This window comes from Psychrobacter sp. ENNN9_III, from assembly GCF_001462175.1.
In the GTDB taxonomy this organism is placed as follows: Bacteria; Pseudomonadota; Gammaproteobacteria; order Pseudomonadales; family Moraxellaceae; genus Psychrobacter.
Genome location: NZ_LNUO01000038.1, coordinates 1 through 22,631, shown reverse-complemented (window position 1 = coordinate 22,631; position 22,631 = coordinate 1). Strand labels below are relative to the sequence as shown.

At 43.2% G+C, this 22,631-nt stretch carries 29 protein-coding genes and 1 tRNA gene; 5 read left to right on the top strand and 25 right to left on the bottom strand.

All coding sequences use genetic code 11. The features are described from left to right. Positions 1 to 186: 186 nt before the first annotated feature. The 21 genes from rpsH to PENNN9_RS02940 form a co-directional block, all read right to left on the bottom strand. Positions 187 to 585 (bottom strand): 30S ribosomal protein S8, encoded by a 399-nt coding sequence (gene rpsH / locus PENNN9_RS03040; RefSeq protein ID WP_058368271.1) that lies wholly within the window; start codon positions 583 to 585, stop codon positions 187 to 189. Between the two features lie 11 nt (positions 586 to 596). After that, entirely contained in the window at positions 597 to 902 is a 306-nt protein-coding gene (gene rpsN, locus PENNN9_RS03035; RefSeq protein WP_058368270.1) for a 30S ribosomal protein S14, read from the bottom strand. 12 nt (positions 903 to 914) lie between these two features. Continuing rightward, a complete protein-coding gene (rplE, locus tag PENNN9_RS03030; RefSeq protein WP_058368269.1) occupies positions 915 to 1,451 on the bottom strand; it encodes a 50S ribosomal protein L5 in 537 nt (178 codons plus the stop codon). A 21-nt stretch (positions 1,452 to 1,472) separates the two neighbouring features. After that, a complete protein-coding gene (gene rplX / locus PENNN9_RS03025) occupies positions 1,473 to 1,790 on the bottom strand; it encodes a 50S ribosomal protein L24 (RefSeq protein ID WP_058368268.1) in 318 nt (105 codons plus the stop codon). Positions 1,791 to 1,798: 8 nt separating this feature from the next. Then, positions 1,799 to 2,167, bottom strand: a complete 369-nt coding sequence (rplN, locus tag PENNN9_RS03020) for a 50S ribosomal protein L14 (protein WP_010196702.1) — start codon at positions 2,165 to 2,167, stop codon at positions 1,799 to 1,801. A 181-nt stretch (positions 2,168 to 2,348) separates the two neighbouring features. Then, positions 2,349 to 2,624 (bottom strand): 30S ribosomal protein S17, encoded by a 276-nt coding sequence (gene rpsQ / locus PENNN9_RS03015; protein ID WP_058368267.1) that lies wholly within the window; start codon positions 2,622 to 2,624, stop codon positions 2,349 to 2,351. Then, positions 2,621 to 2,818, bottom strand: a complete 198-nt coding sequence (gene rpmC / locus PENNN9_RS03010; protein WP_010196696.1) for a 50S ribosomal protein L29 — start codon at positions 2,816 to 2,818, stop codon at positions 2,621 to 2,623. Before rpmC ends, rpsQ begins: the two co-directional genes overlap by 4 nt. Continuing rightward, a complete protein-coding gene (rplP, locus tag PENNN9_RS03005) occupies positions 2,818 to 3,231 on the bottom strand; it encodes a 50S ribosomal protein L16 (protein WP_025644399.1) in 414 nt (137 codons plus the stop codon). Before rplP ends, rpmC begins: the two co-directional genes overlap by 1 nt. A gap of 3 nt (positions 3,232 to 3,234) precedes the next feature. Beyond that, a complete protein-coding gene (gene rpsC / locus PENNN9_RS03000; RefSeq protein WP_058368266.1) occupies positions 3,235 to 3,957 on the bottom strand; it encodes a 30S ribosomal protein S3 in 723 nt (240 codons plus the stop codon). A gap of 3 nt (positions 3,958 to 3,960) precedes the next feature. Beyond that, positions 3,961 to 4,290, bottom strand: coding sequence for a 50S ribosomal protein L22 (gene rplV, locus PENNN9_RS02995; protein ID WP_021813373.1), 330 nt, complete (start codon positions 4,288 to 4,290; stop codon positions 3,961 to 3,963). Between the two features lie 10 nt (positions 4,291 to 4,300). Continuing rightward, a complete protein-coding gene (rpsS, locus tag PENNN9_RS02990) occupies positions 4,301 to 4,576 on the bottom strand; it encodes a 30S ribosomal protein S19 (protein ID WP_058368265.1) in 276 nt (91 codons plus the stop codon). A gap of 12 nt (positions 4,577 to 4,588) precedes the next feature. Beyond that, positions 4,589 to 5,419, bottom strand: a complete 831-nt coding sequence (rplB, locus tag PENNN9_RS02985; protein ID WP_058368264.1) for a 50S ribosomal protein L2 — start codon at positions 5,417 to 5,419, stop codon at positions 4,589 to 4,591. Positions 5,420 to 5,430: 11 nt separating this feature from the next. Further along, entirely contained in the window at positions 5,431 to 5,781 is a 351-nt protein-coding gene (gene rplW, locus PENNN9_RS02980) for a 50S ribosomal protein L23 (RefSeq protein WP_058368263.1), read from the bottom strand. Then, positions 5,778 to 6,380, bottom strand: a complete 603-nt coding sequence (gene rplD, locus PENNN9_RS02975; RefSeq protein ID WP_058368262.1) for a 50S ribosomal protein L4 — start codon at positions 6,378 to 6,380, stop codon at positions 5,778 to 5,780. The genes rplW and rplD overlap by 4 nt, the downstream gene beginning before the upstream one ends. A 14-nt stretch (positions 6,381 to 6,394) precedes the next feature. Then, positions 6,395 to 7,033 (bottom strand): 50S ribosomal protein L3, encoded by a 639-nt coding sequence (gene rplC / locus PENNN9_RS02970; protein ID WP_058368261.1) that lies wholly within the window; start codon positions 7,031 to 7,033, stop codon positions 6,395 to 6,397. 49 nt (positions 7,034 to 7,082) lie between these two features. Then, positions 7,083 to 7,394, bottom strand: coding sequence for a 30S ribosomal protein S10 (gene rpsJ / locus PENNN9_RS02965; protein WP_010196670.1), 312 nt, complete (start codon positions 7,392 to 7,394; stop codon positions 7,083 to 7,085). Between the two features lie 428 nt (positions 7,395 to 7,822). Next, on the bottom strand, positions 7,823 to 9,418 hold the full coding sequence (locus tag PENNN9_RS02960) for an Rne/Rng family ribonuclease (RefSeq protein WP_058368260.1): 1,596 nt from the start codon (positions 9,416 to 9,418) through the stop codon (positions 7,823 to 7,825). A gap of 167 nt (positions 9,419 to 9,585) precedes the next feature. After that, positions 9,586 to 10,269, bottom strand: coding sequence for a Maf family protein (locus PENNN9_RS02955; RefSeq protein WP_058368259.1), 684 nt, complete (start codon positions 10,267 to 10,269; stop codon positions 9,586 to 9,588). Positions 10,270 to 10,328: 59 nt separating this feature from the next. Then, positions 10,329 to 10,814 (bottom strand): rod shape-determining protein MreD, encoded by a 486-nt coding sequence (gene mreD, locus PENNN9_RS02950; protein WP_058368258.1) that lies wholly within the window; start codon positions 10,812 to 10,814, stop codon positions 10,329 to 10,331. Positions 10,815 to 10,836: 22 nt separating this feature from the next. Further along, positions 10,837 to 11,703, bottom strand: a complete 867-nt coding sequence (gene mreC, locus PENNN9_RS02945; protein WP_058368257.1) for a rod shape-determining protein MreC — start codon at positions 11,701 to 11,703, stop codon at positions 10,837 to 10,839. 187 nt (positions 11,704 to 11,890) lie between these two features. Then, the gene (locus PENNN9_RS02940; protein WP_058368256.1) at positions 11,891 to 12,919 is read right to left on the bottom strand and encodes a rod shape-determining protein; all 1,029 of its coding nucleotides are present in this window, start codon (positions 12,917 to 12,919) and stop codon (positions 11,891 to 11,893) included. 524 nt (positions 12,920 to 13,443) lie between these two features. Between PENNN9_RS02940 and gatC the strand changes: the two genes are divergently transcribed. The 4 genes from gatC to PENNN9_RS02920 all read left to right on the top strand — a co-directional run bounded on the left by gatC (position 13,444) and on the right by PENNN9_RS02920 (position 17,042). After that, positions 13,444 to 13,758 (top strand): Asp-tRNA(Asn)/Glu-tRNA(Gln) amidotransferase subunit GatC, encoded by a 315-nt coding sequence (gene gatC, locus PENNN9_RS02935; RefSeq protein ID WP_058368255.1) that lies wholly within the window; start codon positions 13,444 to 13,446, stop codon positions 13,756 to 13,758. A gap of 67 nt (positions 13,759 to 13,825) precedes the next feature. Next, entirely contained in the window at positions 13,826 to 15,322 is a 1,497-nt protein-coding gene (gene gatA / locus PENNN9_RS02930; RefSeq protein WP_058368254.1) for an Asp-tRNA(Asn)/Glu-tRNA(Gln) amidotransferase subunit GatA, read from the top strand. After that, complete coding sequence (gatB, locus tag PENNN9_RS02925) at positions 15,322 to 16,851, top strand: Asp-tRNA(Asn)/Glu-tRNA(Gln) amidotransferase subunit GatB (RefSeq protein WP_058368253.1); 1,530 nt, start codon at positions 15,322 to 15,324, stop codon at positions 16,849 to 16,851. The genes gatA and gatB overlap by 1 nt, the downstream gene beginning before the upstream one ends. 114 nt (positions 16,852 to 16,965) lie before the next feature. Continuing rightward, positions 16,966 to 17,042 (top strand) — tRNA-Pro (locus tag PENNN9_RS02920). A gap of 79 nt (positions 17,043 to 17,121) precedes the next feature. Here the strand turns inward: PENNN9_RS02920 and PENNN9_RS02915 are convergent. Then, positions 17,122 to 17,424 (bottom strand): monooxygenase, encoded by a 303-nt coding sequence (locus PENNN9_RS02915; RefSeq protein ID WP_058368252.1) that lies wholly within the window; start codon positions 17,422 to 17,424, stop codon positions 17,122 to 17,124. Positions 17,425 to 17,578: 154 nt separating this feature from the next. Here PENNN9_RS02915 and PENNN9_RS02910 point away from each other — a divergent pair, with 154 nt between their 5' ends. Then, a complete protein-coding gene (locus tag PENNN9_RS02910; RefSeq protein WP_058368251.1) occupies positions 17,579 to 18,541 on the top strand; it encodes a DUF1853 family protein in 963 nt (320 codons plus the stop codon). A 71-nt stretch (positions 18,542 to 18,612) separates the two neighbouring features. Here the strand turns inward: PENNN9_RS02910 and PENNN9_RS02905 are convergent, their stop codons facing one another. From PENNN9_RS02905 to PENNN9_RS02895, 3 genes are all read right to left on the bottom strand, one after another. Next, positions 18,613 to 19,920 (bottom strand): hypothetical protein, encoded by a 1,308-nt coding sequence (locus PENNN9_RS02905; protein ID WP_058368250.1) that lies wholly within the window; start codon positions 19,918 to 19,920, stop codon positions 18,613 to 18,615. A gap of 136 nt (positions 19,921 to 20,056) precedes the next feature. Next, positions 20,057 to 21,577, bottom strand: a complete 1,521-nt coding sequence (locus PENNN9_RS02900; protein ID WP_058368249.1) for a hypothetical protein — start codon at positions 21,575 to 21,577, stop codon at positions 20,057 to 20,059. Between the two features lie 288 nt (positions 21,578 to 21,865). Next, complete coding sequence (locus PENNN9_RS02895) at positions 21,866 to 22,411, bottom strand: DUF2726 domain-containing protein (protein WP_058368248.1); 546 nt, start codon at positions 22,409 to 22,411, stop codon at positions 21,866 to 21,868. Between the last annotated feature and the right edge of the window lie 220 nt (positions 22,412 to 22,631).

The window sequence follows — 22,631 nt, the reverse complement described above, 5'->3', positions numbered from 1 at the left end:
TCCTTGAAAAATTAAAACTTATATTAGCGAAAAAACTAACAGGCTAAAAAGCCTGCTAGTTTAGCATAATTGATCCAGTTTAACACCATCCAATTTTTGTAAAATTGTCAGGTACTTAATTTGAATTATCTTTTGTAGATTAATAAAACTAAGTAGGATTCAAATAGGTTTTATCGTTACGTTGTTTTATGCAACAAATGCAACAATTTCACCACCAATACCAGCAGCGCGAGCAGCACGATCACTCATGATGCCTTGACTGGTTGATACGATAGCAACGCCCATACCTTGTTTAACAGTAGGGATAGCGTCTTTGCCGCGATGCTGGCGTAAACCAGGACGACTATAACGCTGAATAGTTTCGATGACAGCGCGGCCTTCGAAATACTTTAATTCAATAGTAAGTGTCGCTTTGTTGTTGTCTTCTTCAGTGACAACAGCACTAGCAACGTAACCTTCGTTAACTAATAAATCAGCAATTGATTTACGTAGTTTTGAGCTTGGCATCGCTACGGATACTTTATTAGCCATTTGTGCGTTACGGATACGGGTTAGCATATCTCCAACGGTATCTTGCATACTCATGTAATTACCCCTTACCAGCTTGCTTTACGAACACCAGGCACATCGCCTTGCATGACTCGCTCACGCAACATATTGCGTGATAAGCCAAACTTACGGAAGTAGCCATGAGGACGACCGGTGATAGCACAACGATTGCGCAGACGTACTGGCGATGAATTACGTGGTAGGGCTTGTAGCTCTAACATTGCATCCATACGCTCTTCGTCACTTGCATTCATATCACTGATGGTTTCTTTTAACTTAATACGCTTTTCTGCATATTTAGCAACCATTTTTTCGCGCTTTAATTCGCGGTTAATCATGCTCTTTTTTGCCATAACGTCTTTACCTTATTTAAATGGGAAGCCGAATGCTTTAAGTAACGCACGACCTTCTTCATCAGTACCAGCTGACGTAGTGATAGTCACATCCATACCACGGATACGATCAATCTTATCAAAGTCTACTTCTGGGAATACGATTTGCTCTTTGATACCCAATGAGTAATTACCACGTCCGTCAAAAGCTTTAGGTGAAAAACCACGGAAATCGCGAATACGAGGAATTGCAATGGCAATCAGACGATCTAAAAATTCGTACATTTGCTCACCGCGTAGCGTTACTTTACAGCCGATCGGCCATTCTTCACGAATTTTAAAGCCAGCTACTGACTTGCGCGCTTTGGTGACAACAGGCTTTTGACCAGCAATCGCGGTCATATCAGATACAGCACCTTCAAGCAATTTCTTGTCTTGAGACGCACCGCCTACACCCATATTGAGTGTGACTTTAGTGATTTTAGGCACTTGCATCACATTGTCTAAACCAAGCTCTTCTTTTATTTGCTGCTTTAGTTTATCGTTATATAAAGATTTTAATCTTGCCATTACCATTACACCCTTAGTGTCTTACGCAGTCGCCACTACTTCACCATTCGAACGATAGACGCGTTGTTTTTTGCCGTCTTCGCCGAATTGATAAGCAATACGGTCTGCTTTTTGGGTTTGCGCATTTAAGATTGCGACATTTGAAATATGCAAAAAAGCTTCTTGCTTAACGATGCCACCTTCAATACCAGTCGCCTGATTTGGCTTCTGATGTTTAGTAACAATGTTAATGCCTTCTACTTTAATACGATCATTTTTTACAGCTTGTACAGTACCTTGTTTGCCTTTATCTTTACCAGCAATCACGATAACTGTATCGCCTTTACGTAATTTTGACATGGATTACCTCACAATACTTCTGGTGCTAGTGATACAATTTTCATAAACTGATCACCACGTAGTTCACGAGTTACCGGTCCAAAAATACGAGTTGCAATCGGTGCCTTGTTTTGGTTGAGCAATACCGCAGCATTGTCATCAAAACGTAGAACTGAACCATCAGGACGACGAACGCCTTTTTTGGTACGTACAACTACTGCATTCATCACGTCGCCTTTTTTAACACGACCACGAGGAATGGCTTCTTTAACCGTTACTTTAATAATGTCGCCAACTGATGCATAACGACGATGAGATCCACCCAGTACTTTAATGCACTGAACTCGCCTTGCACCGCTATTGTCTGCAACTTCCAGCATTGACTCAACCTGAATCATAGCGTTACTCCACACGTATGAGCAAAAAAACCAGTTGCTGCCGCTAGCACAGTATGAGTAGTCGGCATTTTAATGTAAATAGCCGCACCTAACCCTTAATGTGAGTGATATACGACGGGCGCAATCAGCATCCTTAAAAAGGCGGCTATTTTAACAGCTTCTGGCCTTTAATGCAATTTACTTAGATTTTTTCTACTTTTTCAACCACATCAACTAAAGTCCAAGACTTAGTTTTTGAGATTGGACGCGTTTCTTTGATGCGGACAAGGTCGCCTTGTTGGCAAACATTATTCTCATCATGGGCTTTGATTTTCGTAGAACGACGAAGCTGCTTGCCATACAAAGGATGACGAACTAGACGCTCAATCAAAACCGTGATGGACTTATCCATCTTGTCGCTGACAACTCGTCCTGTCAATACGCTAGCATTAGTAGCTGTTTGATTGTTATCGTTCATGAGTCGCCTCGTTGTTTCTCGTTAATCAAAGTCTGAATCTGAGCAATCGTACGACGATTGCCTCTGACTTCATGGGTATTACCCAACTGACCAGTTGCTTTAGCCATACGAATACGGAAAGCATCAAGTTGCTTTTCATCAAGTAACTGGGTCAGTTCTTCTAATGATTTATCACGTAATTCACTGATCTTCATTACATTATCGTCCGCTTAACAATGGTAGTTTTAAAGGGCAGTTTTGCTGCAGCAAGCGTTAAGGCATCGCGAGCAAGCTCTTCTGAGACCCCTTCGATTTCATATAGCACTTTACCAGGCTTGATTTCGCATACCCAATACTCGACAGGACCTTTACCTTTACCCATACGTACTTCTAATGGCTTGTTAGTAATTGGTTTGTCTGGGAATACACGGATCCAAATCTTACCACCACGTTTAATCTTACGAGTAATGGTACGGCGTGCTGCTTCAATTTGACGAGCTGTCATACGACCACGCGTCAATGATTTTAGACCAATTTGTCCGAATGCAACGGTGCTTCCACGATGAGCGAGCCCAGTGTTACGACCTTTGTGCATTTTACGAAACTTGGTACGTTTTGGCTGTAACATAGTTTAACCTCTGTCTGAGTTTCGACGGTTTCCACGGCCACGGCGTTTTGGCGCACGAGGCTTCTCTTCATTGACGGGATTATACACACTGTTCATACCGTCAAGGATCTCTCCGCGGAAAATCCAAACTTTAACACCGATGGTGCCGTAAGTTGTCTCTGCACGAATTGACGCATAGTCAATATCAGCACGGAGTGTATGCAATGGCACACGACCTTCACGGTACCATTCAGTACGAGCAATTTCAGCACCGCCAAGACGGCCAGACAGCTCAACTTTAATACCTTTAGCACCAGAACGCATGCTGTTTTGTACAGCGCGCTTCATCGCACGACGGAACATAACACGGCGCTCAAGCTGGCTACCAATACCGTCTGCTACCAAACGTGCGTCAAGATCAGGCGATGTGATTTCTTCAATGTTGACCTGAGCAGGTACGCCCATAATTTTGGTCAATTCTTTTTGAAGTCTTTCAATATCTTCGCCTTTTTTACCAATCACAATGCCAGGACGCGCAGTAGAGATTGTAATCTTAGCAGCACCAGTAGGACGCTCGATCATGATGTTACTGATCATAGCATTGTCTAGCTTTTTGCGAAGATACTCACGAACTTGGATATCGTTAATCAGGTATTCTGAGTATTGTTTAGGGTTAGCATACCAATTTGCATTATGCTTTTTTACAACACCAAGACGAATTCCGATTGGATGTACTTTTTGACCCATAACTTATTCTCCTACCTTTATAGTAATGTGACAGGTACGCTTACTGATACGATCAGCACGACCTTTGGCACGTGGTAGGATACGCTTTAGCGTAATGCCTTCATCGACGTAAATAGTAGCGACTTTCAGGTCGTCAATATCTAAGCCATGATTGTGTTCGGCATTGGCGATGGCTGAGTTAAGGCATTTCTTAACAAACACAGCGCCTTTTTTATTGCTATACGTTAGGATATCCAAAGCACGCTCAATAGATTTGCCGCGAACTTCATCAGCAACGAGTCTAACTTTTTGTGCCGATATGGCGGCACCGCGTAATTTTGCAGTTACTTCCATGGTAAGCACCTTATCTCTTAGCTTTTTTGTCAATGCCATGACCACGATACGTACGTGTCGGGGCAAATTCACCTAGTTTATGACCAACCATCTGCTCACTTACGATAACCGGTACATGAGTACGGCCGTTATGAACAGATAAGGTTAGGCCAACCATTTGTGGCAGAATCATCGAGCGGCGCGACCAAGTTTTAATGGGTTTGCGTGAGTTGGTGTCAATAGCATTCTCAACTTTGGCAAACAGATGCGCGTCTATGAATGGACCTTTTTTCAATGAACGAGGCATGAGATTCTTCCTTTATTTCTTCTTGGCGCGACGGCGACGGATGATCATATTGTCAGTACGCTTATTATGACGCGTTTTCAGTCCTTTAGACTTCTGACCCCAAGGGCTAGTTGGATGGCGCCCTTTATTACGACCTTCACCACCACCATGTGGGTGATCAACTGGGTTCATCGCAACACCACGAACCGTAGGACGAACACCGCGCCAACGTGAAGCACCAGCTTTACCAAGTGATTTCAGGTTGTTTTCAGTGTTAGAGACTTCACCGATAACTGCACGACAATTAACATGCACACGGCGAGTTTCACCAGAACGCATACGAAGAATCGCATAAATACCATCACGACCTAGTAACTGTACACTTGCACCCGCAGAACGAGCCATCTGTGCACCTTTACCGATTTTAAGCTCGATATTGTGAATCACAGTACCCAATGGGATGTTTTTTAACGGTAGGCAATTACCTGGGCGAATTGGTGAAGTTTCACCTGACATTACTGTATCACCAACTGCTTGTTTTTTAGCAGCGATGATGTAACGACGTTCGCCATCAGCGTATTTAAGTAATGCAATATGTGCAGTACGGTTAGGATCGTATTCGATACGCTCTACAGTAGCTGGAATATTGTCTTTAGTACGCTTAAAGTCAATAATACGATAATGATGCTTATGACCACCGCCAACGTGACGAGTCGTTATGCGACCATTGTTATTACGACCACCTGACTTACTTTTTGATTCGACAAGTGCTGCATAAGGACGACCTTTGTAAAGGTGTGGATGCACCACTTTTTCAACAAAACGACGGCCTGGTGATGTTGGCTTTGCTTTTACGATAGGCATGATTGTAATCCTTATTCGTTGTTCGCTGTTTCACTAGTAGATTCAGTCGCGCTTGCAACTTCTTCACCAGCATCAGCCATTTGTACATCTTGACCAGCTTTTAAGGTAACATAGGCTTTTTTATAGTCGTTACGACGGCCGATACTTTTACCAAAACGCTTTGTCTTACCTTTAACATTCAAAGTGTTCACTTTTGTAACTTCAACACCTTCAAACATCAACTCAACTGCTTTCTTGACTTCAAGCTTAGTAGCGTTAGAGTCAACTTTAAATACCTGTACACCAAGTGAGTCACCAAGCATTTGAGATTTTTCTGAGAAGACAGGCCCTCTTAAGACCTGATAAAGTCTTGCGTTATTCATGCTAGTGCTTCCTCAAATTGTTTCGCAGCTTCAACTGACATGACCACTTTATCAAATGCGATCAAACTCACTGGATCCACTTCAGATGTACCTAGTACATTGACATGTGGAATGTTGCGAGCGGCTAAGTATAAGTTTTCGTCAACTTCTTTAGTAACGATAAGTGCACGAGGTGCATTTAGTTCACTTAACTTTGCAATCAGCTCTTTGGTCTTAGGAGCAGAGATACTTAACTCTTCAACCAATATCAGACGCTCTTGACGTACCAATTCGGCTAAGATGCACTGCATAGCACCGCGATACATTTTGCGGTTAACTTTTTGTGACCAGTCTTGTGGTTTTGCAGCAAATGCACGACCACCAGAACGCCAGATTGGACTACGAATAGAACCTGCACGAGCGCGACCAGTACCTTTTTGGCGCCATGGCTTGATGCCACCGCCAGAAACTTCGGCACGGGTCTTTTGCGCACGTGTACCTTGACGAGCACCTGCAAGATATGCAGTGACGACTTGATGCACTAATGCTTCGTTGAATTCACGACCAAAAGCCGTATCAGAAAGCTCAACCGCCGCACCTGTAACTGTTTTTAAATCCACGTTAATCCCCTTGCTTAGGCTTTGATTGACGGACGTACGATAACGTCGCCACCGGTGGCACCTGGGATAGCACCCTTGATGACAAGTAACCCTTTTTCGGCATCAACCGAAACCACTTCTAGGCCTTGAACGGTGACACGTTTGTTACCCATCTGACCTGGCATCTTTTTGCCTTTGAATACTTTACCTGGTGACTGGTTCTGACCAGTTGAACCAAGGGCACGATGAGATACTGAGTTACCATGAGTGGCATCTTGCATGCTAAAGTTGTGACGCTTTACGCCGCCCTGAAAGCCTTTACCTTTACTCTGTCCTGTGACATCAACCATCTGACCTTGTTCAAACAAGTCAGCTAGGATCTCACCACCAATCTCACGACCTTCAAGATCGCTATCATTGGCACGAAATTCCCAAACACCACGACCAGCTTTAACGCCAGCCTTTGCGAAGTGACCTTTCTGTGCGGCTGTTACGCGGCTGTCACGACGAGTACCTGTGGTGATTTGAATGGCTTGATAGCCATCTACATCAGTATTTTTTAATTGAGTAATGCGGTTTGCACTAACCTCAATCACTGTTACAGGGATAGAGGCACCTGTTTCAGTGAAGATACGGGTCATGCCGCATTTTTTACCGACTAAACCGATCGCCATTTTAGACCTCTTTATATCTTATATTAATGAGTTGGGCGTTTAATATGCATTAACCCAAAGCAATTTGAACGTCAACGCCCGCCGCTAAGTCTAACTTCATTAACGCGTCCACAGTTTTGTCAGTAGGCTGAACAATATCAACCATACGCTTGTGAGTACGAATTTCGTACTGATCACGAGCATCTTTGTTGACGTGTGGCGAGGTTAGAACGTTGAAGCGCTCAATGCGAGTCGGCAACGGTACAGGACCACAAACTTGCGCACCGGTGCGCTTTGCAGTATCGACGATCTCTTGTGCAGATTGATCAATCAAACGATGATCAAAAGACTTAAGACGGATACGGATTCTCTGGTTAGCCATGCCAGCAAGCTCCTAATATGTGCTTTGATCATTCTTGCTTTGCAAGTAAATGAGCAAAAGCCGTTTGGTTAAATATTCACTTAAAGCGGCCTTCTGTTCTTAACCAGAATGAGTTCTTTAGCGGAACTTATAGCGTGCTAAAAGCAAAATAGTTCTTTAGCGGAACTTATAGCGTGCTAAAAGCAAAATAGTTTAAAGCCCCGCCAACCCTCCTATTCGTATAGAGGTCAGCAAAGGCATAATGAAATAGTGCTAGAAACGATGCTCTAGCTGTCATAGCGCCAGCTGTTTTATGGGCTGCGCGTATATAATTCAGTGGTGTGTATTATACAGAGTATTTATCTGATTGCAAGTCTCTTATAAAAACGTCCTTTATGAAAATAACGCTTTTAAATTATGGAAAGCTAAAATAATATTTTAGGTAACACTTAATCTAAAACAATGTCATATTGCTCTTGGGTATATAGATTTTCTACTTCAAATGTAATCACTCTTCCTAGCAAATATTCAAGATCTGCGACGGTATCTGCTTCTGAAGTCAACAGTAAATCAATAACCGCTGCATGAGCCACGACGGTGAATTTCTTCGGTGAGTTATAAGTACGAGCACAGCGCATCATTTCGCGAAATATTTCAAAACAAACGGTTTCAGCCGTTTTGACAAACCCACGCCCTTGACAAGTTGAGCAAGGCTCGCACAGTTGCTGTCCTAAGGATTCACGCGTACGCTTACGTGTCATCTCTACCAGTCCAAGCTCACTAACCTGGGTAATATTAGTCTTGGCATAGTCTTGCGCTAGCTGCTCTTGCAGACTTGTTAACACATCATCTTTATGTTCTTGTTCTAACATATCAATGAAATCTAGTATGATAATACCACCTAGGTTACGCAGACGTAATTGGCGGGCGATGGCATGGGTGGCCTCAAGATTGGTCTTATAGACCGTGTCTTCTAACGAACGACCACCGACGAAGGAGCCGGTATTGACATCAATTGTCGTCATCGCTTCTGTCTGATCGATGATTAAATAGCCGCCCGACTTAAGATCGACACGGCGTTTTAGGGCATCGCGTAGATCGTCTTCGACACGGTGTACATCAAATAATGCTGGCTCGGCAGTATAATGTACAATACGATCATAAATAAAAGGCACAAACTCTTTGGCAAAGTACCGTACTTGCTCATAAACTTGCGCATTATCAATAATGACTTTTTCGGTATCAGCATGCACCAAGTCACGTATGGAGCGCAGCGGTAACGATAACTCTTGATAAATAAGCTCAGAGCTTTGATGATGATTGATCTCTTGGCGGCGCGCGCAAATAGTTCGCCACAACTGGACAAGATAATAAATATCTTCTTCGAGTTTATTTAAAGGTACGCGCTCAGCAGCAGTACGAGCAATCAAACCACCTTTTAAACTGACTGTCTGCATTAAGCTTGTCAGCTCAGCCTTTAAGCGAGTACGTTCATCTTCGCTATCGATACGCTGAGAGATACCAACGTGATCGCTTGATGGCAGATACACAAGATAACGTGATGGTAATGAGATATTGGTCGTTAAGCGGGCGCCTTTACTGCCTAGTTGATCTTTGGTCACTTGTACAAGAATACGCTGGCCTTCGTGCAGGCGATGTTGGATCAGAGTCTTATTGGATACGGGTACGATTTCGGTAGTCTGAGCACTGACAATAGGTGGCGTCATACCCAAACTATCAGCAGGAGTTGCGCTACTATCTGCGGTAACTTCTGCCTCTACAAAAGATTGGTTCTTGCTCCTTGGCGTAGGTTTTGGCTCACGCTGCATATCATTGACATGTAAAAACGCGGTACGTGATTGGCCGATATCAACAAATGCTGCTTGCATACCAGGTAATACGCGTACTACCGTTCCTAGATAGATATTACCAACCAAACCCAATTTATGATGACGCTCTATATAAATCTCACCGAGCACACCGTTATCTAAGACAGCCACGCGGCATTCCATCGGACTGACATTAATTAGCAGCTCTTCAGACATATTTTTTCTCTTATTTATTACTTATGGTACTTATTAATCATAAATGGCTTTACGATAAAAAGCAGTCTTTTAAAATCACAGTCTAACAAATGTCCCATCCCCCTGCCCACTATCCTGCCGTGTCATTATGTGACTGCTTACTTTTTCGTTTATCTCATAAACAGTATTTATATTTGTTTGTGATTGTTTTCTTGGGCTTTAGTTGCCTCCTCAATCAATGCTAGCGTTTGCGCTAATGGCAAGCCTACGACATTGGTATAGCTGCCATTGATACGCGTCACCCACGCAGCCGCTAAACCTTGAATAGCGTAACCACCTGCTTTATCAGCTGGCTCACCACTGTTCCAGTAATCACGCATCATATCTTGTGTTAAAGGAACAAAAGTCACATCTGTAGACTCAATGATTTGCTTTTGCCAGACCACTTTTAATGGTCTGTCATCTAGCTCTTTTTCTTTGCCAGCAAACGACACTAAGGTTGCTTGAACAGCAGTCCATACTTGATGAATGCTATCAGACATTTGCTGCCACATGTGATAAGCATGAGCACGGTCTGTCGGCTTGACAAGAACTGTGTGACCATCTGGCAACACCCCAATGGTATCAGCCGTTAGTATAATAACCGATGTCGCAGATTGATACGATTCAAAAGCCTCATTCTGATAGTTTGTCTTTAATTGTACAATAGCTGCATTAGCCTTAGCGGCAATCATGCGTTGAATATACTTTTTTGGAGACTCATTATCATTGGGAGTCTCATCAATATCAACACTCATGATATTGAGCTTAAGCTTAGCGTCGGTTAGAAGCTTACGACGACGCGGTGAACCAGAAGCCAATATAATATTCATTACTACCCTCTTATTATTGTTAAGACTTTACTAAGCTTAAGCTATAGGCTGACTAAAAATTAATGCGTAAATCCACGCAATATTAACAGTATGAGAGGCCAGCTTAAGATGCTCATTAACAAAGACAACCCTGATTGTGCAACGAATAATCCTTGGGTCATTAGCTGTAACACCCAGAGAGTAAGCTGGAAAACAATCAAGCCTACAGCCGCTAAAAACCAAGCGCTAAGCGTATTCAATTGTTTGATTTGAAGACTACAGACTCTAAGTGCCAATACCATGACGACGGCTGCAAATGCCTGCTGTCCAAGATGCGTGTCCATTAGTAAGTCAGCAATGATGCCAATCGTAAAAGCGGTGAAAATACCAACATGACGTGGCTGAAACAACAACCAAAATATCAGCACCATCATCATGATCATGGGACGTAAGGTTGCCATGCTTGGGCTTAATGGATAGACACTAGGTGATGAGGCAACCACAAAGCTTAATATGATTGCAATAAGTATCTTGCTAGATGAATGCTCAGAATTCGAAAACGCCATGAATGCTTGCCTTAACGATTAATTAGCGACTGGCAGGTATTGGTAATTCGGTGTCAGGATGCGCCACCTTATCTTGCAAGATGAGTACATAAGCATTATCAACAAAATTGGCAGCAGGTGACACCTCGATAATTCTAAAGTTGTCAGCTTGAGTGTCTTTAATGCGAGTAATACGACCAACGCGGTAGCCTGCTGGTATACGGCCGCCCAAACCAGAGGATACTAGCTCGTCACCAATACGTACATCTGAGGTTTTGAACACGTAATTAAGACTCAGTGAGGTTGGGATACCCGCGCCTGTGACGATGGCGCGTTGACCAGTACGCTTGATGGTGACAGCAACTGATTGCTGCTCGTCTGTGATGAGTAATAAGCGACTGGTATTGGGATAGGCATTGATAATTTGACCTAGAATACCGTTTTCATCAATCACCGTTTGCCCAACTTGAACACCGTCTTTGGCGCCTTTATTGAGCACTACGATTTGTTTGAGTAAATTGGTATCTGTGCCAATCACTTGTGCTAAGTTCAGATCAAATAAGTCAGGCTTGGTCGTTGACAAAATACCTTGTAAGCGGGCATTTTGCGCCAAGATATAATCTTGCTGCTGAAGCTTTGCTTTTGCATGAATCAGTTGCGACTTTAACTGTACGTTTTCGCGGCGTAAAGCTTCTTTTGATTGGATGCTACCGCGTGCCCAGTGTTCAGCATAGCTTGGTAATAAAGAAAACTCATAGATAGGCTGCATAGCAGCGTGACTGATACTACGGACAGGTTTAAACAACTCTGGATTTTTACTATCAAACCACATGATGATTAGCGCCACTATTAATACAATAGCAGTCCTACGAAGTGCGAGTGGTTGACGAGCAAAAATACTTGGGATCATAGGGCATCTAATTCGATCGGTACCCGACGCGGGGTATAAAGCCATTATGCGTGAACACTATGGCATATGCTAGTTGTTGATGCGACAAAGGCAGCCATATTGACCGCCTTTGTTCAGTTGTTTATTTTAGCTCAGATTTACCATCTACCAGTAACCAAAATCACTATTTCAAGTAACTATAAAAGCCTTATACAAAAATCATGTTTAAGCTTTTGTTATTAATAAAATCAAGTGCAATACCGCCACCGCGACTGACACAGGTAAGTGGGTCTTCTGCGACAGTCACTGGTAGACCAGTCTCTTTTGAGATAAGTTTGTCCAAATCGCGTAACAGGGCACCACCGCCAGTTAGGACAATACCGCGCTCAGCAATATCTGATGACAATTCAGGTGGGGTTTGTTCAAGTGCTGCTTTTACGGCGCTGACAATACCACTTAGCGGATCACTTAATGCTTTTTGGATCTCTTCTGAGTTAATACTAAACGTCTTAGGGACGCCTTCTGCCATACTACGGCCTCGAACTTCTACCTCTAAATTACTCTCTTCGTTGAGTGCCGAGCCCACTTCTTGCTTGATACGTTCAGCAGTTGTTTCACCAATCACACATCCATGAGTACGGCGTACATGAGTAATAATTGCATCATCAAACATATCACCGCCGATACGAATCGACTCGGCGTACACACAGCCAGATAGCGCAATCACGGCAATCTCAGTGGTACCGCCACCGATATCCACCACCATCGAGCCGCTGGCTTCATGGACAGGCATGCCAGCACCAATAGCCGCAGCCATTGGTTCTTCTAATAATAGTACTTTATTAGCGCCCGCTGATGACACCGCTTCACGAATAGCCTTTCGCTCGACCAGTGTCGACTTACAAGGCACGCAAACCACGACATTGGGCTGTGCCATAAAACGCTTGGCTTTTACTTTGGTAATAAAATGCTTTAGCATCTTTTGGGTGACTTCAAAGTCAGCGATAACCCCGTCTTTTAATGGGCGAATGGCAGTAATGTTGGCAGGTGTGCGACCAAGCATTTGCTTGGCATCAATACCGACAGCCGCGACGGTCGGGTTTTGCGTGCGGTTACTACGTAAAGCGACCACTGTAGGCTCATCGAGCACTACCCCTTTATTAGGAATAAAGATTAAGGTATTCGCAGTACCAAGGTCGATAGCGATATTATTTGATAAAAATCCAAACGGGTTCATTAATATATCCAGCGGCTTACAAATGAGAGGACTGAGACGATGCTTGTCAGTATCGAGTAGATTATAATTAAAGGCTTAGATGAGCAAAAACGTATCTTTGCGACAGATCTTAACCATACAATACTGACTAGAAACTAAAAGTGAGATAAATTATACCGATATAGTCTCAAAAAAAAACATCGTTATTTACACTGTAAAGTAAGTATTCTTTAATCAAAAAATAGAATCTGATGGTTAGATATTAGTGGCTTTATAAATAGCACTTATCGCTATATTATACTTTTGCTAAACAATGTGGGGCTACTTTACCGTATTTAGCAAGTTAATTGTTAAGCAATTGAAAATAAATCAATAACTGTATCGTCACTGTGCTACTTGTTTGTGTTTGTGTTTGTGTTTGTGCAGCAATCTAACACCCTACTCTGTAAACTTAAGCCAGATGCTTTATAATAAGCCAACTCTACATACGATCTTATCTTAGTAATCACTTACTCCAACAAAAACTGTCCTTAACTGGAGAAACTATGTCACAGCAACCATCAACGTCCGACAGCAATGTTAGTCGTGAAGAAATCCTAGAAGTTGCCAACCTTGCACGCTTAGGTGTGGATGAAAGTACGGCAAGTAGTTATGCCGACGATATCAGTAAGGTGTTAACTCTTATGGAAACCCTTGGTAGTGTCGATACGGAAGGTGTCAAACCACTATCAAATATTCATGAGGCATGCCAAGAGTTGCGCACTGACGTCGCCAAGCATGATATCAATCGTGCGCGCAATCAGTCTGTTGCGCCTGCGGTCGAAGAAGGCCTCTATCTGGTACCCCAAGTGATTGAATAATTGGTTTTATTATTTGCGCTTATTTTATCTTATTTTATGCTATTAACATTTTGACGGACGACACCTTATGTCTGAGATTCATCTATTAAGTACCGAGCAGCTAATTACGGGCTTACAAGACAAACAATTTAGCAGCCTTGAGCTGACCGAACATTATCTTAAACGCATTGATGCACTAGATGGCAAGATTAATAGTTTTATCACGCACACTTCTGAGACAGCGCGCGCACAAGCGCAAGCAGCTGACGAGATGCGAGCGCAGGGTGATAAAAGACGTCTGCTGGGTATACCAATGGCTCATAAAGACATCTTTTGTACCCAAGGCGTGCTGACGACTTGTGGCTCAAAAATGCTACACAACTTTGTCTCACCTTATAACGCCACTATCGTCTCAAATATCGACAAAGCGGGTATGATTAGCTTAGGTAAGCTCAATATGGACGAGTTTGCAATGGGCTCAGACAACAGTAGCTCTTACTATGGCACGGTACAAAACCCATGGAATTTGGAGCGCGTCCCTGGTGGCTCATCTGGTGGTAGTGCCGCCGCTGTCGCCGCCGGGTTTGTGCCTGTGGCGACCGGTAGTGATACGGGCGGCTCGATTCGTCAGCCAGCTTCGTTTTGTGGCCTCACTGGCATCAAACCCACCTATGGCCGCGTGTCACGCTTTGGCATGATTGCCTATGCCTCAAGTCTCGACCAAGCCGGTAGCATGGGCAAAAGCGCCAAAGACTGTGCGTATCTATTACAACCTATGATCGGTCATGATCCGCGTGATGCCACCTCTATCAAGCATGATATGCCTGACTACGTGCAAGACCTTAATGACGCAGAAGCAGCTGCTGGTGACAAGCCATTTGAGGGTCTGCGTATCGGCGTCGCTAAAGAATACTTTAGTGAAGGGCTTGATAGCGAGGTCGAACAAGCGGTCCGTGCTGCTCTTAAACAGTATGAAGATTTGGGTGCCACCATCGTAGAGGTGAACATCACTGATCCTGAGATCACGCTTGCGACTTACTATATGCTAGCACCTGCAGAAGCATCATCTAACCTATCGCGCTTCGATGGTGTGCGCTTTGGTTATCGCTGTGAGAACCCAACCGATCTTATCGATCTATATACACGCTCTCGTTCTGAAGGCTTTGGTCCTGAAGTACAACGTCGTATCTTGACCGGCACCTATGCATTGTCTGCTGGTTATTTTGATGCTTATTATACAAAAGCACAAAGAATACGCCGCTTAATCGTAAAAGACTTCGATGAAGCTTTTGCCGATTGTGATGTGATTGCCAGCCCAACCTCACCAACAGCAGCTTACAAACTTAGTGAAGACCTCGACCCTGCATCGATGTACTTAGGTGATGTCTATACCATCGCGGTCAACTTGGCCGGCTTGCCTGCGCTCAGTCAACCAGTTGGTCTGACATCAGATGGCCTACCTATCGGCTTACAATTGATTGGTCAGTATTGGCAAGAAAGCAAGCTGTTATCTACAGCACATCTTTTCCAGCAGCATACAGATCATCATCTACAGCACTCACTCATCGCAAAGGAGACGGTATAATGAACACAGCAACGACTACTGATAACAATGCCGCTCACCAAGAGATTGTTCGTAAAGAGCTGTTCGTCGATGGCTATGAAGTGGTCATCGGGATTGAGATTCATTGTCAGCTAAATACTGAAAGTAAGATATTCTCAAGCGCACCGACCGACTTTGGTCACGAGCCCAACAGCCAGGCAAGTATCGTCGATTTAGGTCTACCTGGTGTCTTGCCAGTGCTAAATGCTGGTGTGGTTGATCGTGCCTTAAAGTTTGGCATTGGCGTCAATGCTGAGCTGGGTTTATTTAACACCTTTGATCGTAAAAACTACTTTTACCCTGACTTACCTAAAGGCTATCAGATTACCCAGATGGTCAACCCTATCGTTGGTAAAGGTTATATCGATGTCGTGGTGAATGAAGGCGAGGAAAACGAATACCCCAAACGCATGGGTATCACCCGCGCGCATCTAGAAGAAGACGCTGGTAAGTCCGTACATGATGCCGTCGATGGCATGACTGGGGTCGATCTGAACCGTGCGGGTACGCCGCTGATTGAAATCGTCTCTGAGCCTGACATGCGCTCAGCCCATGAGGCGCTTGCCTATATCAAGGCTATTCATCAGCTGGTTACATGGCTTGGTATCTCGGATGCGGTCATGGCAGAAGGCTCATTCCGCTGTGACTGTAACGTCTCTGTACGTAAGCCTGGAAACGAGCTGGGCACACGTACTGAGCTCAAAAACCTAAACTCGTTCCGTTTTATCGAGCGCGCCATCAACCGCGAAATCGAACGTCAAATAGATATCATCGAAGATGGTGGTAAAGTTATCCAAGCGACAATGCTCTATGATCCTGAGCGCGATGAAACTCGCACCATGCGTACCAAAGAGGACGCCAACGACTACCGCTACTTCCCTGACCCTGACCTGCTACCTGTGCGTATTGAGCAGCATACGATTGATGAGATTAAAGCGGCAATGCCTGAGCTACCTGTTGCTCGACGTGCACGTTTTGAAGAAGCGCTCGGTCTGTCAGAGTACGATGCTCGTATCCTAACTGGTAGCCGTCAGCTTGCCGATTATTTTGAAGATGTAGTCGCAGAGATCGGACAGCAAGATGCGAAGATGGCAGCCAACTGGGTCATGGGAGAGCTGCTGGGTGCATTGAATAAAGACGATAAAGACATCGTTGGCTCCCCTATCAGCGCTAAGCAATTGGCTGGCATGCTGGAGCGTATCAAAGACGATACTCTATCTGGCAAATTGGCTAAGAAAGTCTTTAGTGCCTTATATGAGCGCGCGGGCGGCAACGATGATGATGCAGCAGATAAAATCATCGAGGAAAAAGGACTTAAGCAAGAAACTGATACAGGAGCTATCAAGGCCATGGTCGAAGAGGTCATCGCCAACAATCAAGCGATGGTGGAAGAGTATAAAGGCGGCAAGCAAAAAGCCTTTAATGGTCTGGTTGGGCAAGTAATGAAAGCCAGCCGCGGTAGCGCCAACCCGCAGCAAGTCAACCAAATTTTAAAAGAGCTGTTGGGATAGGTGTACTAATTTGCCGCTCATACTGACTATGGATATTCAAATTTTTGGGCAAATGGGTAGCAAGATAAATAGCCCTTGCAATATGCCTAATTTTGCGTAAAATAGTCAGTCACTCGGGGCGTAGCGCAGTCTGGTAGCGCACCACACTGGGGGTGTGGTGGTCGCAGGTTCAAATCCTGCCGTTCCGACCAAACATAGTAGTTAAAGAGAAAAGCCAATCATTGTTTTCAATGGTTGGCTTTTTTATACTCAATTACTCTTCATTAAGTATTACAAAGACGCTTTCGTAATCTTACTCAGCGCTTCATTAATTTTAAAAGTTTTTGATTTGATGTCAGTGAAGCCAAACGATTCTAAACGCTCGGTATGTTTAGCAAGGTATCGATTGGCGTCATCTAAATTATCAAACACATAAATACCGCCCGCTTCTTGCGTCTCTTCGTTTTCTGTCCATAGCTTATAGACCAGACCTTGCTCGTTTGCGATATCTTCGGCAAGCTCTTGCATAGATTCAAAGAATTTATCGCCAAAAGGTCCACTATAAGGGAAGTCGATTTGCAAAAGGTATTTCATAGTTTAATCCTCATTATTATTTGATAGCTTGTTTCATGATCGACAGAGGCTGTGCTGCCAGATACGTTCAATCTTAACATAGTACGATTGACTATAGACTTTTGCTAAGCGAGCAGTTAGGGTAAATGCACTATAACTTACTTCGGTTTTTTCTATGTCCGAGCCTATTGCTCATTCATTGTCCATACTTACAAATTACGCACCTTGGGAGGCGTACCAGCGACCTTATGTGCGTGATTTGGCTTATGTGCTGGCATGCCCTAACGTATTAACAGGGTGGCTGGATTTTGCGCCTTATCAGAACACACATACAGTCTCGGTACATAGCGCCAGCTTTTGGCAGCAGCAGTTTGTCGCTTATCAGCAGCGTTTAGAAGAGCTTGATACCACCAATGCTTATCAGGAGTTGACGCGCTATCTACTGACACGACCCAGTCCCAATCGTTTGGGTTTTCACTTTGAGGGGTTATTGTCTTTTTGGTTAGCAGATGGTTTTGCACGCCAGTTGCATCCATATGAGACACTCGCTAGTAATGTTCAGCTATTTAATGGCAAGCAAACCTCTGGCGAGCTTGACTTGATTTTGTATAACCATAAAGAGACAGTCACTGAACATTGGGAACTGGCCATTAAGTTTTTTATGGGTTCAGCGCCTTTCGCGCCTGAAAACTGGGTTGGGATTAACTCAAACGACAATCTACAGCGCAAAATGACCCATATGCAGACCAAACAATTCCGTACTATATGGGTAGATACTAAGGATCATGGACAAGTCAAAATTGATAAGCGTTATGGTGTTATAAAAGGACGGTTCTTTTTACCCATCAATACGGCTAATTTTATTTATCCGGATTGGCTTTCACCAAGCTTTCCTATGCATGAATGGTGCGATAAATGGGATAAAGATAATCTGACGACAATTGATATGACGAGCCTTCGACGCGCAAATTATATCGAATGGTTTACAAAACGCAGCTTTTATGACAGCTACGGTGGACATAAAACACAGATAGTTTGGCCGGACGATACGCTACCCAGAACAGGGCTATACTTTGAAGGTGATAAGCCGATAGTCATTTATCCTAAGCGGCGTGATCCTAAAATGGATAACACTTAATCGTTATTAACATATTAATGTAGGCTTTACCTTTTAACTATCAACTCCCAATCATCTAGCTTAATGATAGCCTACCATGAGTAACGTCCATATAAGCTAACCTCACTGCGCTGAGCCTTTTCTGAGTCAAGACTGTCCGTGAGTAGCTTGATGCCGCCATGCTGACTGTCTACTGCAAGCCCCAATGCTTGTGTTTGTGGCTCTATCAAGCCAGTGATAGTGAGTGGATAGAAATCTTCATTGGTTTGATAGCCTGCTGACAACTGATATAAGTCTTGGATATCATTCACTTGACCATGGACACCGAGCTGCCATTGAGGGTTTAGCTGATGTATGAGACTGCCTTCCACGCGCCATGGTAATGTTTGCGTAATGTCATCAGTATCGAGTTGACCTTCGGTCATATCTACAGGTCGTCTACTGGCATCATAATCTAATACATATTGCGTACTAGGCGTGTCTTTCCAATGCATACGTCCCAAAATATCGTAACCACGGATAGATAACTGCGTGCGATTCGACAATGAACCTGTCAAATTCATATCTAACGAATAACCATAACCCGTTGGTTTGTTGGGATGCCAATTTAGATCCTCCTCCCCAAGTGCTGGCTCATCGTAATAATAATCTACATAAGTATTCGTTCTATTTAGACGGTCTATATTTCTAACTGTTTCGCCAGCAGGGTATGCTTGTGATGTAATACTGCCGCTAGCTTCACCGTCAAGCAAATGCAAACCTTTCCAAATGTTGGCATAAGTGGTCAGCTGCCAATTGGGCGTTAATTGCTGAGCAAAACCTACGTTTGCGCCAACACGTTCATTATGCTGTGCCTCTAACTCTAAAGCATAAGTTTGATTTTGATTGGGAAGCTGGTTGTTTTGATACTGCCAATATAAGTCTGCGGTTTCTTGATTAAATGTCATCAAATAGTCATAACGCCATGCCAAACCATAGCTGATCGGACTGTCAGCTGGGCGTACATTGAGTGACGCGCGCCCCTGCGCGTAAGCATGGGTACCAGACTCTAACGGCGCATCCCAATCCTTGATAAAAGCAGCGATAGGCTGCGCTGGACTATGAGCACTCGCCATCACTGACCAATCAATTTGTGTGCCTGGCTTCTTAGAAGCTATCAATGGCGTAGATACTAAAAAAGGCGTTGGGTTTTTCTCTAAAATCAAGTCATCACCGGTTAGTTGATAAGCCACCCATGACTCCTGCGCGATAGCAGGTATAGAGATCCCAAGGCTCACGATAACCAATACAGTACGTATGGTATAGGCCATCTGGTAGCGTGTCTTAGCAGACTGAATAGATGGTGGTACAAACAGAATCTGTGCAGATAACATACGCACGGACGAGCACAAAAGGGCCATGACATTCTTCCATAAATTAAAAGGCACAAAAAAGAGACAGGGCTAGCTGTCTCTTTTTATCCCTGACAGGGCTAGCTGTCTCTTTTTATCCCTGATCAATATCTCAAATACATAACATCATTAGCACATATCATCATTAGCCTAGAGGAATAAAGCTATTGTCTTTAAACTTAGCGCCTACTTTACCGTTGTTCTGTAATAGCTCACCAAAGACCTTACCGTTGACCTTAATATCAGCAAACTTACCAGTTTTGGTATCTTGTATGATGAATTTATTATCGACATCGAATTTTAGCTTAATGGCAGCATTGTTTTGGGTAATATCAAGTTGTGTACACTTGCAGCTAACGCTATATTGAGTATCCAAGATGGTTTTACCTGTCACGTACAGACTTTTACCATCTACGTTTGCTTTCAAACCTTGCAGCTCCACCATATCACGCGCTGTACGTTTTAGGTTCGCTTGAATATCTAAAGGTATGATCGCAGTCGAAGTCGCAGTCTCTTTTGTCACTTTACCTTTAAGAGACATGACAATCTCTATCCCAACGAACTTATCAGCAATCTCTTCAATATTACCTTCTTGGGTTACTTTGATAACGTTTTTGATATCGGTTTCATTAGCAACCGCGTTTAGCGAAATGGCGACATCTGTTGCAGGCTTTTCTTTGAGTAATTCACCCGTCAGCTTAATAGCGGTTGGCAAAGTTCTGACCACTAAGATGCCATCAGCAAGCTTGCGACTCATATCTAAAAACCCTAGTTCGACGTCACGGGCTTCAATGATACTGTCATTGGCTTTGAGTTTTACATTATCCAGTTTTATGACCGCTTTTTCTAAAGTAATGCCAGCTCTATTAACGTCATTTATATCAAACTCATCATTGACCAAAACTTTATCACTGAACTGCGCATTAACCGTTGCACCCTGTGAAGTTGAGCTCAAAACGACAGCATCCGCTTTTGAACCAATGTCAAGACGATTGAAACCATAACGACCTGTAAAATTATCAGTACTGGTATTAGAAGCCAATGAGTTTTCAAATTTATCGTAGGTTATCTTAAAAGAATCTTTGGTGACTGTTGTATCTATATCATTGGTTAGCGGATTATAGTTATAATCAAAACGTTCACTATTCACAAGCGTAGTGCCAGATAGTTTGAATTTACCATTGGCATCAAGCGTTGCAAGAAAATCATCGCTTGGCTGTAGCTTATCATTATAGAATCTGTCCCAATAAAAATCGCTCTCCAATCCTTTATCTATTACTTCTTGCAGATCACCATTATCCCTTAAATAAGCTACATCTGCTGCATCCAGTTTTGCTATTGAATTCTCTTTCATGTACCCCTGTAAACCTTCAGCGATCTCAAAGGTTAGGTTGACTCGGGCTTGCTGTTGTTCGGTCAAAATCTCGCTAGCGCCTTCATAAGCATCTTCGATTGCTTTGTTATCTAAAATAAACTGCTTTGCAGTATTGATGATGCTTTTAGCTTGCTCAAGCTCAGACAGTTTATTGTTTACAGGAGGCTTAGAAGGTACAGCTGAACCATTATTGTTAGAAGCCGCCGTGCTAGTATTGTCACTATCGCTACCGCACCCTGCTAATACTAAAGTGCTGGCAAATGCTAGCGCAGTCAGTTGAAAAAACTTCATAAAATAATCCTTTATTGATAAGACCTAGTTGAGGAAATAACAGTAGATGTGATTTGAATAGGTGGTTGTTCGACCTAACACTAAAAAAACTTTAGTCAAAACTTATGTTCACTAATCAATAAAAGGATAATATATTTATTTACTGCTCGAGTCCATACAATAATCCGTTATATTGTAAAAGACATTCAAACGTTGGCATAGAAATTTACAGGTTTTATAATAAAAAGAAGCCAGATACAAGCAGTACCTGACTCTGATGAACCGACAGTCAATGAATTAGCAATAGCATTACGGTTCATAAGTTTCAATAACCTGCATCAGCTCATATCTCAGTATATCGACACTTGGTAGGCGCTCAGCATGGAATCTTACAATCGGGATCCCTGCGCTTGCTAGCGCTTTGTCCTTTTTGTCATCAGCCTTTTGTCTTGATTTACTAGTGTGTGTCCAGTCGTCAAGCTCAATGGCGACCAATGTCGTCTGCGCATCGATATCAGTAATAACATAATCGACACTTTGACGGCAGATACGATTGAACCAAAAGCTACGCTCAGAAGCTTCTTCACTATCAGCATTGATAATACGAGAAAGTTGAACTTGTACAAATATATGATATTCAGGCAGTGCGTTTTTGAGTTTTTGAAAAAATATGACTTCAGTATCTGTCATGATAGGCATCGGTGCAAACGGCCAAATAGCCAGGTCGTCACCGCGTACAGGAGCTGGACTGGGTTCGGTATTTTTATTAGCTTGATGCCTTAATAATAGCTTTGGTAAGACAATGAACCCCAAAAAACCGACAGCCAACACTAAAAACACAATGCCAAACGACATAATCACACCTTATAGAGTTTTAAAGCGATTAACTTTAGAATCCTCTAAATAGTCAATCGCAACGTAGCAACCATTATTGGCTAATACGTTTTACAGAAAAAAGTAAATGAACCATAAGTAGGGCTTATATTATCTAAGCACTACTATTTGAACTAATAATTATCTACAATTTACAAACCAAAAAACACGACAGCAAATGTCGTGAGAGGCAGAAGGTTTA

Bases quoted from the DNA above. Each gene is read 5' to 3' on its own strand.
- rpmC (WP_010196696.1), bottom strand. From the start codon at position 2,818: ATGAAGATCAGTGAATTACGTGATAAATCATTAGAAGAACTGACCCAG.
- rpsS (WP_058368265.1), bottom strand. From the start codon at position 4,576: ATGCCTCGTTCATTGAAAAAAGGTCCATTCATAGACGCGCATCTGTTT.
- PENNN9_RS02955 (WP_058368259.1), bottom strand. From the start codon at position 10,269: ATGAATATTATATTGGCTTCTGGTTCACCGCGTCGTCGTAAGCTTCTA.
- rpsQ (WP_058368267.1), bottom strand. From the start codon at position 2,624: ATGAACGATAACAATCAAACAGCTACTAATGCTAGCGTATTGACAGGA.
- rpsJ (WP_010196670.1), bottom strand. From the start codon at position 7,394: ATGGCTAACCAGAGAATCCGTATCCGTCTTAAGTCTTTTGATCATCGT.
- mreD (WP_058368258.1), bottom strand. From the start codon at position 10,814: ATGGCGTTTTCGAATTCTGAGCATTCATCTAGCAAGATACTTATTGCA.
- rplX (WP_058368268.1), bottom strand. From the start codon at position 1,790: ATGTCAAAATTACGTAAAGGCGATACAGTTATCGTGATTGCTGGTAAA.
- rplC (WP_058368261.1), bottom strand. From the start codon at position 7,033: ATGGCGATCGGTTTAGTCGGTAAAAAATGCGGCATGACCCGTATCTTC.
- rplN (WP_010196702.1), bottom strand. From the start codon at position 2,167: ATGATTCAGGTTGAGTCAATGCTGGAAGTTGCAGACAATAGCGGTGCA.
- rplP (WP_025644399.1), bottom strand. From the start codon at position 3,231: ATGTTACAGCCAAAACGTACCAAGTTTCGTAAAATGCACAAAGGTCGT.
- mreC (WP_058368257.1), bottom strand. From the start codon at position 11,703: ATGATCCCAAGTATTTTTGCTCGTCAACCACTCGCACTTCGTAGGACT.
- PENNN9_RS02960 (WP_058368260.1), bottom strand. From the start codon at position 9,418: ATGTCTGAAGAGCTGCTAATTAATGTCAGTCCGATGGAATGCCGCGTG.
- PENNN9_RS02940 (WP_058368256.1), bottom strand. From the start codon at position 12,919: ATGAACCCGTTTGGATTTTTATCAAATAATATCGCTATCGACCTTGGT.
- rplB (WP_058368264.1), bottom strand. From the start codon at position 5,419: ATGCCTATCGTAAAAGCAAAGCCAACATCACCAGGCCGTCGTTTTGTT.
- rplW (WP_058368263.1), bottom strand. From the start codon at position 5,781: ATGAATAACGCAAGACTTTATCAGGTCTTAAGAGGGCCTGTCTTCTCA.
- rpsH (WP_058368271.1), bottom strand. From the start codon at position 585: ATGAGTATGCAAGATACCGTTGGAGATATGCTAACCCGTATCCGTAAC.
- PENNN9_RS02905 (WP_058368250.1), bottom strand. From the start codon at position 19,920: ATGGCCCTTTTGTGCTCGTCCGTGCGTATGTTATCTGCACAGATTCTG.
- PENNN9_RS02910 (WP_058368251.1), top strand. From the start codon at position 17,579: ATGTCCGAGCCTATTGCTCATTCATTGTCCATACTTACAAATTACGCA.
- rpsC (WP_058368266.1), bottom strand. From the start codon at position 3,957: ATGGGTCAAAAAGTACATCCAATCGGAATTCGTCTTGGTGTTGTAAAA.
- rplE (WP_058368269.1), bottom strand. From the start codon at position 1,451: ATGGCAAGATTAAAATCTTTATATAACGATAAACTAAAGCAGCAAATA.
- PENNN9_RS02915 (WP_058368252.1), bottom strand. From the start codon at position 17,424: ATGAAATACCTTTTGCAAATCGACTTCCCTTATAGTGGACCTTTTGGC.
- PENNN9_RS02895 (WP_058368248.1), bottom strand. From the start codon at position 22,411: ATGTCGTTTGGCATTGTGTTTTTAGTGTTGGCTGTCGGTTTTTTGGGG.
- gatA (WP_058368254.1), top strand. From the start codon at position 13,826: ATGTCTGAGATTCATCTATTAAGTACCGAGCAGCTAATTACGGGCTTA.
- PENNN9_RS02900 (WP_058368249.1), bottom strand. From the start codon at position 21,577: ATGAAGTTTTTTCAACTGACTGCGCTAGCATTTGCCAGCACTTTAGTA.
- gatB (WP_058368253.1), top strand. From the start codon at position 15,322: ATGAACACAGCAACGACTACTGATAACAATGCCGCTCACCAAGAGATT.
- rpsN (WP_058368270.1), bottom strand. From the start codon at position 902: ATGGCAAAAAAGAGCATGATTAACCGCGAATTAAAGCGCGAAAAAATG.
- gatC (WP_058368255.1), top strand. From the start codon at position 13,444: ATGTCACAGCAACCATCAACGTCCGACAGCAATGTTAGTCGTGAAGAA.
- rplV (WP_021813373.1), bottom strand. From the start codon at position 4,290: ATGGAAGTAACTGCAAAATTACGCGGTGCCGCCATATCGGCACAAAAA.